Genomic DNA, 12,152 nt, shown 5'->3' on the forward strand with positions numbered 1-12,152 from the left:
GGATACGCGACCCGCTGCGACTGTGCTGCACGCGACATCCCCGGGCGCGCATTCTCCGTCCGGCTCGGTGAGACTGGGCAGGGCGGGCTGGTCAGCGCGGGAGGGTGCTGGTGGGGCCCCCGAGAAGGAGTGGGGACGTGACGGGCGACACACCCGCCCCGGCCGCGATGCGTAACGAGTACGCCGCGGACCTGGGCCTGACCGAGGCTGACCTGGCCGCCGACTGGCACACCCAGTTCGACAGCTGGTTCGCCGACGCGGTGGCCTTCGGGCTACCCGAACCGAACGCCATGGTGGTGGGCACCGCCGACTCGGCCGGCCGGCCGAGCGGGCGGACGGTGCTGCTGAAGGGGTACGACCCGGAGGGCTTCGTCTTCTTCACCAACCACCTGTCGCGCAAGGGCGTCGAGGCGACCGCCAACCCGTACGCCAGCCTGGTCTTTCCGTGGTTTTCCATGCAGCGTCAGGTGGTGGTCGCCGGACGGGTCACGCCGGTCGACCGCGCCACGAGCGAGGCGTACTTCGCCAGCCGACCGCGCGGCTCCCAACTGGGTGCCTGGGCCAGCCCGCAGTCGCAGGTGGTGTCGGATCGGGCGGCGTTGGAGCAGCGGTACCAGGAGGCGGTCGAGCGGTTCGCCGACCAGGCCGAGATCCCGACCCCGTCGCACTGGGGAGGGCTGCGGGTCCAACCCGAGTCGGTGGAGTTCTGGCAGGGCCGGGCCGGCCGGTTGCACGACCGGCTCCGCTTCCGTCGCCTCGACGAGGGTGGCTGGATCGTCGAGCGGTTGGCGCCGTGACGGGTGTGCGGGAGACCCGGCCGCGCGCAGCGCGCCGCTGGGCGATCGACGTGCGTCCGCTGCGGGTTCCGGCGTACCGCCGGCTCTGGCTCGGCAACACGGTGGCGATGTTCGGCTTCCAGTTCACCGCCGTCGCGGTGCCGGTGGAGATGTACGCCCTGACCCGGGACTCGTTCTGGGTGGGCCTGCTGGGCGTGGCTGCCTTCGTACCGTTGCTGGTCTTCGGGCTCTGGGGCGGCGCGGTCGCCGACGCCCGTGACCGGCGTGCGGTGCTGCTCGGCGGCTCATTGTTGCTCTGGGCATCCACTCTCGGGTTGCTGCTCCAGGCGGTGCTGGACGTGGGCAGCCCGGTGCTGCTGCTGGCGTTGATGGCGTTGCAGTCGGTGGCCTTCGCGATCAGCTCGCCGGCCCGTAGCGCCATGCTGCCCCGGCTGGTGCCGGAGGACCTGGTGGCGTCCGCGACCACCCTGAACTACACGACCTTCACCGCCGCCTCGGTCGCCGGCCCGCTCGCCGCCGGTCTGATCCTCTCCGCCTCGCCGGACACCACTGTGGTCCTGCCGATCGCCTACGGGCTGGACGCGGTGCTGTTCACCGCGATGCTCTGGGCGGCGCTGCGGCTGCCCTCGCTCCCGCCCGAGCCCAGCGCCGACGGCCAGGTCCGGCGTGCCGGTCTGGCCAGCGTCGTCGACGGGTTCCGCTACCTGGCCACCACCCCGGTCCTGCTGCTGTCCTTCGGGGTGGACCTGATCGCGATGATCCTCGCCATGCCACGGGCCCTCTTTCCGGAGATCGCGCACGAGCGCTTCGGTGGCGGTGGCTCGGTCGGTCTGCTCTACAGCGCCATCGCGATCGGCTCGATGATCGGTGGGTTGACCTCCGGCTGGATCGGCCGGCTCCGCCGGCAGGGGCTCGGCCTGGTGCTGGCGGTGGTCGGCTGGGGCCTGGCGATCGCCGCCGCCGGGTTGGCCCACCAGCTCTGGCTGATGGTCGTGCTACTCGCCGTGGCCGGCGCCGCCGACCTGATCAGCGCGGTGCTGCGTCAGTCGATGCTGCTGGTCTACGCACCGGACCGGATGCGCGGCCGACTCCAGGGCGTGAACACGGTGGTGGTGGCGGGTGGCCCACGCCTGGGTGATCTGCGCGCCGGCACCATGGCCGCCGGGTTCGGTGGCGGGGTGGCCTGGGTGGCCGGTGGGCTCGCCTCCGCGGTGCTCGTGGTGGTGCTCGCTGTCGCGTTCCCGGCGCTGCTGCGCTACCGGGCGGCGACGGCGTCGAGCGACAACCGGACCTGACCGGTTAGTGTCGCCGGCATGGAAAGCCCCGATCCGCGCCCGTTCTCCGGCGCCCAGTGGACCATCTCCGCCGCCGGCCACGAGGCCGTCATCGTGGAGGTCGGCGGTGGGCTCCGGACGTACCGGCACAACGGTGTCGACCTGCTCGACGGGTACCAGACCGACGAGGTCTGCCCCGGTTGCACCGGGCAGGTGCTGGCACCGTGGCCGAACCGGATCCGCGATGGTCGCTACTCGTTCGACGGGCGGACGCACCAGCTTTCGCTGACCGAGCCGGAGCGGCACGTGGCCATCCACGGGCTGGTCAACTGGGTGCCGTGGCAGTTGCTGGAGCAGTCGGCGGACGCCGTGACGGTCGGATACGACCTGCCGCCGCAGCCCGGCTACCCGTGGCCGCTGCGGCTGCGCAGCCGGTGGAGCGTCGACGCGGACGGGCTGCGCGCCGAGCACGAGGTGACGAACATCGGCGGGGAGCTTGCCCCGTTCGGCTTCTCCGTGCACCCGTACCTGCAACTGCCGGGCGTCGCGGTGGACGACCTGGTGATGCGGCTGCCCACCCGCAGCCGCGTGCTGGTGGACGGTCGACTGCTGCCGGTGGGGGTCACCCCGGTGGCCGGCACCGAGTACGACTGGACCAGCCCCCGCCGGATCGGCGCTGCCGTGTTGGACTCCTGCTTCGGCGAGGTGATCTCCGACGCCGACGGCGGTTCGTCGGTGAGCCTCGCCGCGCCGGACGGTTCGGCCGCGGTGAGCATCTGGGCGGACGCCGAGTTCGGCTGGTGGCAGGTGTTCACCGGGGACGCCCTCACCGGCGAGCGGCACCGCCGTTCGGTGGCAATCGAGCCGATGACCTGCCCACCGGACGCGTTCCGGTCGGGCAAGGACCTGCTCGCCCTCAAGTCCGGCGCGACCTGGCGAGGTGCCTGGGGCATCCGCCCCGGCGCCTGATGGAGTTCGCCGAGGTCGTCCGCCGCCGGCGGATGGTGCGCAACTACGACCCGGACCGCCCGGTCCCGCCCGACGTGGTGGACCGGTTGCTCGACCACGCGGTCCGCGCGCCGTCGGCCGGCTTCGCCCAGGGCTGGGGTTTCCTGGTGTTGGAGGAGTTGGCCGATCGGGAGCGGTTCTGGGCCGCCACCACACCCGATGGCGGGGGGCGGGAGCGTTGGCTCGCGGGCATGCGCCGGGCACCAGTGATCGTGGTGCCGCACGCCAACGAGTCGGCCTACCTGCGGCGGTACGCGGAGCCGGACAAGGGCTGGACGGATCAGTCCTCGGACCGGTGGCCGGTGCCGTACTGGCACGTGGACGCCGGCTTCGCGGCGTTGCTGATGCTGCTCACCGCTGTGGACGAGGGGCTGGGGGCGTGCTTCTTCGGCATTCCACAGCAGCGGATCGCCGCCTACCGGGACGCGTTCGGCGTGCCGGCGGAGTACCAACCCATCGGTGCCGTCACAATCGGTTACCGTGCAGCCGACCATCGGTCACCATCGTTGCGCCGTGGACGTCGTCCGATGGACGAGGTGGTGCGGCGCGGTCGGTGGAACTGACGCTGACGTCCCGTTCGTCCGGTTCAGGATCGGACGAGCGATAGCGAAACTGACATCAGGGAGCAGAACGTAGCGTGCGCTGGGCGGCTAGGCTGGCACGGTCATCGGTGCCGCGCCGCGCGGTGCCCGCCGCGGCCCGGCTCGGCGCCGTCGGTCGGCCCGGCCACGGGGAGGGGAGCGTGCCGTCGTGATCTTCAGAGCGGTCCGGGACGGGCGTCCCTATCCGGAGCACAATCTGACGCTCAAGCAGTGGGCGGAGATCCCGCCGAGGCCACTGCGCCTGGATCAGATGATCACCACCAAGCGCGAGTTGGCGCTGGACAAGCTGCTCGCCGAGGATTCGACCTTCTACGGTGACCTCTTCCCGCACGTCGTGCAGTGGAACGGTGGGCTCTACCTGGAGGACGGGCTGCACCGCGCGCTGCGCGCAGCCCTCCAGCAGCGCAACCAGATCCACGCGCGGGTGCTGGTGCTCTCCGGGCCCATCGAGTGACGAGCCCTTCTTTCCCGCGCTGAACCTTCGTTAGGGTGGCGTCCATGACCGCTGCGCTGGATCTGCTCGACCTGGACCCGTCGCTCAGCGAGGAGGAGCGGCAGATCCGCGACGTCGTCCGCCAACTCGTCGACGACCGGGTGCGACCCCACGTCGCCGACTGGTACGAGGACGGCCGGGTGCCCGCCCGGGAACTGGCCCGTGAGTTCGGCAAGCTCGGCCTGCTCGGCATGCACCTGACCGGCTACGGCTGCGCCGGCGCCTCCGCTGTCGCCTACGGCCTGGCCTGCCAGGAGCTGGAAGCCGGCGACTCCGGCCTCCGCTCCCTGGTCTCCGTGCAGGGATCGCTCGCCATGTACGCCATCTGGCGCTACGGCAGCGAGGAGCAGAAGCAACGGTGGCTGCCGTCGATGGCCACCGGTGAGGCGATCGGCTGCTTCGGCCTGACCGAGCCGGATCACGGCTCCGACCCCGCCTCGATGGCCACCCGGGCCCGCCGCGACGGCGACGACTGGGTGCTCACCGGTGGGAAGATGTGGATCACCAACGCCCCGATCGCGGACGTCGCGGTGATCTGGGCGCGCACCGACGAGGGCGTACGGGGTTTCGCCGTACCCATGGACACCCCCGGCGTCACGGCCCGCGAGATCCGCCGCAAGATGTCGCTGCGCGCGTCGGTGACCGGCGAGATCGTGCTCGACGACGTCCGGCTCCCGGCCGACGCCCAACTACCCGAGGCGGTCGGGCTCAAGGCACCGCTGAGCTGCCTCACCGAGGCCCGCTACGGCATCGTCTGGGGAGCGGTGGGCGCGGCCCGCGACTGCCTGGAAACCACACTGGCGTACGCGACCACCCGCACCCAGTTCGGGCGCCCCCTGGCCGGCTTCCAACTCACCCAGGCGAAGCTGGCCGACATGGCCGTCGAGTTGGTGAAGGGGCAACTGCTCGCGCTGCACCTGGGCCGGCTCGCCGACGTCCGGCGACTGCGGCCCGAGCAGGTCAGCGTGGGCAAGCTGAACAACGTGCGGGAGGCGCTGGCCATCGCCCGGCAGTGCCGCACCATCCTCGGCGCCAACGGTGTCTCCGGTGAGTACCCGGTGATGCGCCACGCCAACAACCTGGAGAGCGTGCTGACCTACGAGGGCACCTCCGAGATCCACCAATTGGTCATCGGGCAGCGGCTGACCGGGCTCTCCGCGTTCGCCTGACCTGCTCGTTTGTCACTTCCTGGCGCTCGCCGCGCGGCTGTCGTATCGGGGCCGTACCGTCATTGACAGACGACGTGTCTGACGAGGACGGTGAGCGTGATGGCCCGCGACGCTGGCAGCAACGAGCCCACGAGAGAGTTCCCCGGTTACCCGACCGGTGACGATCTCAAGGCGCGGTCGACCGCTACAACCGGGTGGACCATGGACACGCCGGGTGGCCCCGGCGAGCCGGCCGGTCCCGGTGGACCCGCTGGCCCCGGTGGGCCTGGAGATCCCGGTGGCCCGACGAGCGGTGGCGATGGCCCCGTCGGTGGTGGTGGCGGTGGGGCGGCCCGTGGTCTGCTCCTGTTGCTCGGCGCCGCCGCGCTGGCCGTGGTCGTGCTGCTCGGCATCCAGGCGACCGGCATTCTGCCGGAGTTCCGCAACCCGTTCGCCAAGGAGCAGACCGACCGCAGTCAGCCACCGCTGCTGAAGTCGATCCAGGACCTCAGCCGCTACGTGGCCGCGGAGGGCAACTTCCAGGTCGTGGTCGACACGCAGAACGACAGGCGCAACGTTCCGGACTTCCTGCTCAACGAGCGCACCCTGTTCGTCGGGGCCGGCAGTGTCGAGGCGTACGTCGACTTCACCAAGATCGGTGAGGGCGCTGTCGTCCAGTCCGCCGACGGCAAGTCCGTCGAGATCAAACTGCCCGCGCCGCAACTCGGTGAGACCAACCTCGACATGGAGAAGAGCTACGTCTTCGCCGAGCAGCGCGGTCTGCTCAACCGACTCGGTGACCTGGTCGGCAACGACCCCAACCGGCAGCAGCAGGTCTACAAGCTCGCCGAGGACCGGATCACCGCCGCCGCCCGGGACAGCGGGCTCTCGGCCCGAGCCGAGGAGAACACCCGCAAGATGCTGGAGGGGTTGCTCCGCTCCCTCGGCTACCAGCAGATCACTGTCACCTACATCGCCCCCTGACCTGCCCTCCGTACGCCGAAGCGCCCGCCCCGACCTCCGTCGGAGCGGGCGCTCCCGTCTCTACCGCCGACGCGCCCTCCCCCAAGATCCGCCGCCCGGGGTGGGGTGTGACCGTGGCGGGTGGGTCAGTGTTGGGCGGATCAGTGTCCGGTGGACGCGAGGTAGCGGTCCTCGTTCGGCATCAGCACCCACAGGATCAGGTAGACGATCACCTGCGTGCCGGGCAGCAGCAGCGACAGCAGGAACAGCAGCCGGACCATTCCGGCCGACATGCCGAACCGCCGCCCGAGACCGGCGCAGACACCAGCGATCATGCGCCCCTCGCGGGGCCGAACCAGTTTGCGACTCATCGTCGTACTCCCACTCTGCGGCGGTGCGCCGCGTCTGCAATCCACGGTAGAAAGGGATGGCCACCTCGCCCTCGGTCTCGAGGAGGAGCGGCGACCCGTGGACCCGTAGGTGCTTTACCCGGGCAACCCCTCGCTGACGCCTCCCCGAGCCGCCCGCCCGCCGCAGCCAGGCGGGGCGTGGCGGGCGGGGCGTGGCGCGGGGCGGGAGACGGTGGTCGGGTGTTCACGTCCCGGACCGGGTGGCGGGTGAGCTGGGCGGGTAGGCTGGTAGATCGGCCTCCCACACCCCGGGAGGCCGGCACCCATACCCCGGACGGTCACGAGCGGGGCCGCCAGACCGGCGGTCACGACCCGGCCGGGTCCCGTACGCCGGGACGACGGCGAGGAAGCGCAGCCATGATCAGTGTTTTCGACCTCTTCAGCGTCGGTATCGGGCCGTCCAGCTCACACACGGTGGGGCCGATGCGGGCCGCGCGGACGTTCGTCGGAGGGCTGAAGGCCGACGGGCTGCTCAGCGACACGGCGCGGGTGCAGGCCGAGCTGTTCGGCTCGCTGGGTGCCACCGGGCACGGCCACGGCAGTGGTCCGGCGGTGCTGCTCGGGTTGGCCGGCGAGTCGCCGGAGACCGTCGACACGGACACCGTCGGTCCTCGTGTCGAGCGGATCCGGGCCGAGCGGCGGATCAACATCCTCGACGCGCACGAGATCGACTTCGACCCGGATCGGGATTTGACACTGCACCGCCGGCGGTCGTTGCCGTACCACCCGAACGGGATGACCTTCGCGGCGTACGACCGGGCCGGTGCCGAGCTGCGCAGCCGCACCTACTACTCGGTGGGTGGCGGGTTCGTGGTGGACGAGGCGGCTGCCGGGGCGGACCGGATCAAGCCGGACAGCACCGTGGTGCGGTACCCCTTCCTGACCGGGGCGCAACTCCTCGACGTCACCACCCGCACCGGGCTGTCGATCAGCGAGGTGATGCTCGCCAACGAGCGTTCCTGGCGCAGCGAGGCGGACATCCGGGCCGGTCTGCTGGAGATCTGGCGGGTGATGCAGGAGTGCGTGCGCAACGGCTGCGAGCGCGACGGCGTACTCCCTGGGGGGTTGAAGGTCCGGCGGCGCGCGGCGGAGCTGCGGCGTGGCCTGGAGGCGGAGGCCGGGTCGGCCGACCCGCTGCACGCGATGGACTGGGTGACCCTGTTCGCGCTGGCGGTCAACGAGGAGAACGCCGCTGGTGGCCGGGTGGTCACCGCGCCGACCAACGGCGCGGCCGGGATCATTCCGGCGGTGCTGCACTACTACACCCGGTTCGTGCCGGACGCCGATGACGAGGGTGTGGTGCGGTTCCTGCTGACGGCGGGCGCGATCGGTGTCCTGTTCAAGGAGAACGCCTCGATCTCGGGCGCCGAGGTGGGCTGCCAGGGTGAGGTCGGTTCGGCGTGCTCGATGGCGGCGGCGGGGCTGGCCGAGGCGCTCGGTGGCACCCCGGAGCAGGTGGAGAACGCGGCCGAGATCGGGATGGAGCACAACCTCGGGTTGACCTGTGACCCGGTGGGTGGCCTGGTGCAGATCCCCTGCATCGAGCGGAACGCGGTGGCTAGCATCAAGGCGATCACGGCCGCCCGGTTGGCGTTGCGCGGCGACGGGGTGCACAAGGTGTCGCTGGACAAGGTCATCAAGACCATGCGGGAGACCGGCGCCGACATGAAGGTCAAGTACAAGGAGACGGCGCGTGGCGGTTTGGCCGTCAACGTGATCGAGTGCTGAGTCCGGTCGATTCGGGGCAATCGTTCACCGACTGCTAACCTGTCGTCCGTTTCAGGAGGCGGGAGGCTGCGGTGACCTCTGGCGTCGCGGCGTTGTGGTCGCACCGCAACTCGCTGCGCATCCTGGTCAGGCGGGATCTCGCGGTCAAGTACCAGCAGTCGGTGCTGGGCTACTTCTGGTCGTTGATCGAGCCGCTCGGCATGGGCGCCATCTACTGGTTCGTCTTCGGGGTGCTCTACTCCCGGGACACCGGTCGGCACCTCGGTGAGGCGGCCGGGTCGTACCCGTTGTTCCTGATCACCGGCATCTTCGCCTGGATGTGGACCAGCTCCGCGCTGAGTGAGGCGACGAATGCGCTGACCGGCCAGTCCCGGCTGATCACCACGATGAACGTGCCGCGTCAGGTGTTTCCGATCGGCCGGGTCACCGGCCGGTTCGCCGAGTACGCGGCCGGCCTGCCGATCCTGATCGCCATCGCGGTGATCTACGCGGTGCACGGCCGGATCCACCCGGGTTGGTCGCTGCTCTCCCTGCCGCTGGCGGTGGCCGTCCAGGCCGTTCTGCTGACCGGGCTCGCCCTGCTGCTGTCCGCGTGGAACGTGCTGATGCGCGACGTGGAGCGGCTGATGCGGCTGATCATCCGGGTGCTCTTCTACGCCACGCCGATCATCTATCCGCTCAGCCTGGTCCGGGAGTCCGGGCTGCCCGGCTGGCTGAAGGTGGTGTACGAGCTGAACCCGCTGGTCGGGATCTTCCAGCTGCACCACGCGATCTGGTACCCGGACGAGTTCCCGGACGCCCGACTGCTCGCCACCACGATCGTCGGCAGCCTGCTGGTGCTGGCCGCCGGTTGGTGGTCGTTCCGCCGGTTGGAGCCTGCCGTGCTCAAGGAGCTCTGAGGTGGCCGCGCCGATCATCGAGGCGGACGGCCTGGGCATTCGGTTCGTCCGCAACCGTCGCCGTCAGCTCCGCCTGCGGGAGTTGTTCATCCACCGGGGCGCCCGTGGCGCGCTGCCCGGCCAGTTCTGGCCGTTGCGGGACGTGTCGTTCACAGTGCAGCCCGGCGAGACCGTCGGGGTGATCGGGCGCAACGGCACCGGCAAGAGCACACTGCTGCGGCTGATCGCCGGGGTGCTCATCCCGGACGAGGGCGACATCCGGGTGCACGGCGCGGTGGCGCCGTTGCTGGAGTTGTCCGCCGGTTTCTCCAACGACCTGACCGGGCGGGAGAACCTGCACCTGGTCGGTGGGCTGCACGGACTGTCGACGAGCTACCTGAAGCGGCACTTCGACGAGATCGTCGAGTTCGCCGGTGAGCAGGTGGAACGGGCCATCGACACGTCGGTGCGGCACTACTCGTCGGGGATGAAGGTGCGGCTGGGCTTCGCGATCATCTCGCACCTGCCGCACCCGATCCTGCTGATGGACGAGGTGACCGCGGTCGGGGACGCGGAGTTCCGCAAGAAGTGTTACGCGACGATTGATCGTCTGCTCGGGGAGGGGCGCACGCTGGTGCTGGTGTCACACAACGAAAAGGACCTGACCCGGTTCTGCCGTCGGGGGTTGTACCTCGACGCGGGCCGGTTGACGCTCGACGGCACCATCGCCGAGGCGCTCGACGCGTACCACGCAGCGGTTCCGCGGTGACGCTCGCGATCGTGCTCGCCGCCGGAACGTCCGCGGCGGGCCTCACCACGGCGGGCCTCACCACGGCGACAGGTGAGCCGCTGGCCGACCGGTTGGCCGCCCAGTTGCGCCTGGCCGGGGCGGACGAGGTGCGCTTCGCCGCCACCCTCGACGAGTTGTCCGACCTGGTCACCACCGCGACCGCCCCGGTGCTGATCACCGGCACCGACCTGGTCGCGCACACCGCCGTACTGCGGCACCTGGCCACCAGCCCGGTGGGCCCCACCGTGGCGCTGGTGCTCGGCGACCCGCCGGTGCCCGGTCGGACCGCTGTGCGGGAGGAGCGCGGCCAGGTGGTCGACGCCGGCGCGTTGGACGCCCTCGACGGGGCCGCCACCGGCGTGTTCGGCGGCGCGCTGCGGGTCGGCGTGGACGACCTGCCGACCCTCGCGGCCGCCGCCCGGGCCGCCGCGTCCGGGATGCTTCCCGTCGCCGCCCCGATCGGCCCGGCCGGCGACGTGGCGCCGCTGCCGGCGACGGTCGGAGCCGGGCCCGGAGGGTCGGTGGCGGCCGGTGGCCCCGGGTCCGCCGTGGACCGGCTCTTCGCGGGTCTCGCGGCGCTCGGCACCCTGATCTTCGCCCAGCGGGTACGCCTGCTCGTCGCCCACCGGGTCGAGGACCCGGCCGGGCTGACCGCTGCCGAGGCGGCGGTGACCGCTGTCGACGAGGACCGGGCCGAGTTGCGGCTGTCGGTGAAGGAGAAGGACGACTTCTTCTCCACCTACTTCGTCAGCACCTGGTCGCCGTACCTGGTCCGGCTCTCGGCCCGGCTCCGGCTCACCCCGACCGGGGTGACGGTGATCTCGGTGCTCTTCGCGCTTGGCGCGGCGGTGCTGTTCGGGGTCGGTGGGCGGCCCGCGCTGGTCGGTGGCGCGGTGCTGCTCTACCTCGGCTTCGTGCTCGACTGCGTGGACGGTCAACTGGCCCGCTACACCCGGCACTTCAGCGCCTGGGGTGGCTGGCTGGACACCATGGCGGACCGAGCCAAGGAGTACCTGGTCTACGCCGGGTTGGGCTTCGGTGTGAGCCACGCCGGGCTGGGCAACGGGTGGGCGCTCGCGATCGCCGCGATGACGTTGCAGACCGTCCGCCACATGACCGACACCTGGTACGGGGTGCTGCACGACGAGGCGGCCCGCCGCCCGCGTACGGCCACGAACGCCAGCGGCGGGATCGGCGACCGGCTCAACGCCGCGTCGACCCGGGTGCAGGCGGACACCGGGTCGGTGTCGTACTGGTTGAAGCGGACGGTGGTCTTCCCGATCGGTGAGCGGTGGGCGCTGATCGCGCTGACCGTGGCGCTGTTCAACCCACTGGTCAGCCTGATCGCCGTCCTGGTCTGGGGGGTGCTGGCGTTCGCGTACACCGGGGCCCTGCGGACCCTGCGGGCCCGCTGGATGTGGGTGCCGGTGCTGGACACGGTCGACGCCACCCTGCACCGCGACGACGGCCCGTTGGCCCGCTGGCTGCCGGTGGTCCGCCCGATGGGACCACTGACCCTGGCGGTCATCGCCGCGCTCGGCCCGGCGGTGCTTCTGGTAGCGGCGCTGCTGAGCGACGCCCCGGACGAGCTGCGCTGGGCGGTGCCGGTGGCACTGCTGGTGCTGCTCATCGGTGGACTCGGGGCCGGGGCGGCGCACAACGGCCCGCTGGACTGGCTGGTGCCCGCGGCGTTGCGAGCCGCCGAGTACCTGTTCGCCATCGCGGTCGGGGTGGTCGGTGCGGCACCCGGCTGGCTGATCTTCGGGTACGTCTTCGTGCTCACCGTGCACCACTACGACCTGACCGCCCGGCTGGAGAAGCGGCAGGCGGCACCGCCCCTGCACGCAGCGACGCTGGGCTGGGAGGGGCGTTCGGTGCTGCTGGCCCTCGCGGCGATCGCCGGTATTGCGGGTATCGGACTGGCTACACTCGGTGCGTACCTTCTCGTGGTTTTCGTGGTGAGCGTCGTCCTGGCCTGGTTCGTGCGACCGGCCCGTAGCGCGCGGGCGTCGGTGGCGCCGGCGGGCGCTGGAGGTGCCGCGCCGCACTGACGGAGGGCGG

General features: G+C 71.3%; 12 protein-coding genes. 11 read left to right on the forward strand and 1 reads right to left on the reverse strand.

What is annotated here, in order from left to right:
• Positions 1-167: 167 nt before the first annotated feature.
• The 7 genes from pdxH to ACLQ3F_RS16745 all read left to right on the forward strand — a co-directional run bounded on the left by pdxH (position 168) and on the right by ACLQ3F_RS16745 (position 6,306).
• Positions 168-797, forward strand: coding sequence for a pyridoxamine 5'-phosphate oxidase (pdxH, locus tag ACLQ3F_RS16715; RefSeq protein WP_357203216.1), 630 nt, complete (start codon positions 168-170; stop codon positions 795-797).
• Positions 794-2,092: an MFS transporter gene (locus ACLQ3F_RS16720; RefSeq protein WP_425849889.1), complete on the forward strand. Its 1,299-nt coding sequence runs from the start codon at positions 794-796 to the stop codon at positions 2,090-2,092. The genes pdxH and ACLQ3F_RS16720 overlap by 4 nt, the downstream gene beginning before the upstream one ends.
• An 18-nt stretch (positions 2,093-2,110) precedes the next feature.
• Positions 2,111-3,040 carry an aldose 1-epimerase family protein gene (locus tag ACLQ3F_RS16725; protein WP_425849891.1) on the forward strand — a complete coding sequence of 310 codons (930 nt, stop codon included), beginning with the start codon at positions 2,111-2,113 and terminating at the stop codon, positions 3,038-3,040.
• Positions 3,040-3,642, forward strand: coding sequence for a nitroreductase family protein (locus ACLQ3F_RS16730; protein WP_387351221.1), 603 nt, complete (start codon positions 3,040-3,042; stop codon positions 3,640-3,642). Before ACLQ3F_RS16725 ends, ACLQ3F_RS16730 begins: the two co-directional genes overlap by 1 nt.
• 187 nt (positions 3,643-3,829) lie before the next feature.
• Positions 3,830-4,135, forward strand: a complete 306-nt coding sequence (locus ACLQ3F_RS16735; protein ID WP_091395231.1) for a type II toxin-antitoxin system VapB family antitoxin — start codon at positions 3,830-3,832, stop codon at positions 4,133-4,135.
• A 44-nt stretch (positions 4,136-4,179) separates the two neighbouring features.
• Positions 4,180-5,343 (forward strand): acyl-CoA dehydrogenase family protein, encoded by a 1,164-nt coding sequence (locus ACLQ3F_RS16740; protein WP_425849894.1) that lies wholly within the window; start codon positions 4,180-4,182, stop codon positions 5,341-5,343.
• Between the two features lie 99 nt (positions 5,344-5,442).
• Positions 5,443-6,306, forward strand: coding sequence for a DUF4230 domain-containing protein (locus tag ACLQ3F_RS16745; RefSeq protein ID WP_355004975.1), 864 nt, complete (start codon positions 5,443-5,445; stop codon positions 6,304-6,306).
• Positions 6,307-6,446: 140 nt separating this feature from the next.
• On the opposite strand, the gene ACLQ3F_RS16750 is transcribed toward ACLQ3F_RS16745, so the two are convergent.
• A complete protein-coding gene (locus ACLQ3F_RS16750; RefSeq protein WP_030486383.1) occupies positions 6,447-6,656 on the reverse strand; it encodes a PspC domain-containing protein in 210 nt (69 codons plus the stop codon).
• A 396-nt stretch (positions 6,657-7,052) separates the two neighbouring features.
• On the opposite strand from ACLQ3F_RS16750, the gene ACLQ3F_RS16755 reads away from it, so the two are divergent.
• The 4 genes from ACLQ3F_RS16755 (at position 7,053) to ACLQ3F_RS16770 (ending at position 12,142) form a co-directional block, all read left to right on the forward strand.
• Positions 7,053-8,423, forward strand: a complete 1,371-nt coding sequence (locus tag ACLQ3F_RS16755) for an L-serine ammonia-lyase (protein WP_425849896.1) — start codon at positions 7,053-7,055, stop codon at positions 8,421-8,423.
• Between the two features lie 71 nt (positions 8,424-8,494).
• Positions 8,495-9,322: an ABC transporter permease gene (locus ACLQ3F_RS16760; RefSeq protein WP_112581809.1), complete on the forward strand. Its 828-nt coding sequence runs from the start codon at positions 8,495-8,497 to the stop codon at positions 9,320-9,322.
• Between the two features lies 1 nt (position 9,323).
• A complete protein-coding gene (locus ACLQ3F_RS16765) occupies positions 9,324-10,070 on the forward strand; it encodes an ABC transporter ATP-binding protein (RefSeq protein ID WP_334507643.1) in 747 nt (248 codons plus the stop codon).
• Positions 10,067-12,142 (forward strand): DUF5941 domain-containing protein, encoded by a 2,076-nt coding sequence (locus ACLQ3F_RS16770; protein ID WP_425849899.1) that lies wholly within the window; start codon positions 10,067-10,069, stop codon positions 12,140-12,142. The genes ACLQ3F_RS16765 and ACLQ3F_RS16770 overlap by 4 nt, the downstream gene beginning before the upstream one ends.
• Positions 12,143-12,152: the final 10 nt, after the last annotated feature.

The sequence above is a fragment of the Micromonospora sp. DT15 genome (assembly GCF_049841475.1).
Classification (GTDB): Bacteria; Actinomycetota; Actinomycetes; order Mycobacteriales; family Micromonosporaceae; genus Micromonospora.

Coding starts and splice junctions, on each gene's coding strand:
- pdxH (WP_357203216.1), top strand. CDS start 168: ATGCGTAACGAGTACGCCGCGGACCTGGGCCTGACCGAGGCTGACCTG.
- ACLQ3F_RS16725 (WP_425849891.1), top strand. CDS start 2,111: ATGGAAAGCCCCGATCCGCGCCCGTTCTCCGGCGCCCAGTGGACCATC.
- ACLQ3F_RS16730 (WP_387351221.1), top strand. CDS start 3,040: ATGGAGTTCGCCGAGGTCGTCCGCCGCCGGCGGATGGTGCGCAACTAC.
- ACLQ3F_RS16740 (WP_425849894.1), top strand. CDS start 4,180: ATGACCGCTGCGCTGGATCTGCTCGACCTGGACCCGTCGCTCAGCGAG.
- ACLQ3F_RS16745 (WP_355004975.1), top strand. CDS start 5,443: ATGGCCCGCGACGCTGGCAGCAACGAGCCCACGAGAGAGTTCCCCGGT.
- ACLQ3F_RS16750 (WP_030486383.1), bottom strand. CDS start 6,656: ATGAGTCGCAAACTGGTTCGGCCCCGCGAGGGGCGCATGATCGCTGGT.
- ACLQ3F_RS16755 (WP_425849896.1), top strand. CDS start 7,053: ATGATCAGTGTTTTCGACCTCTTCAGCGTCGGTATCGGGCCGTCCAGC.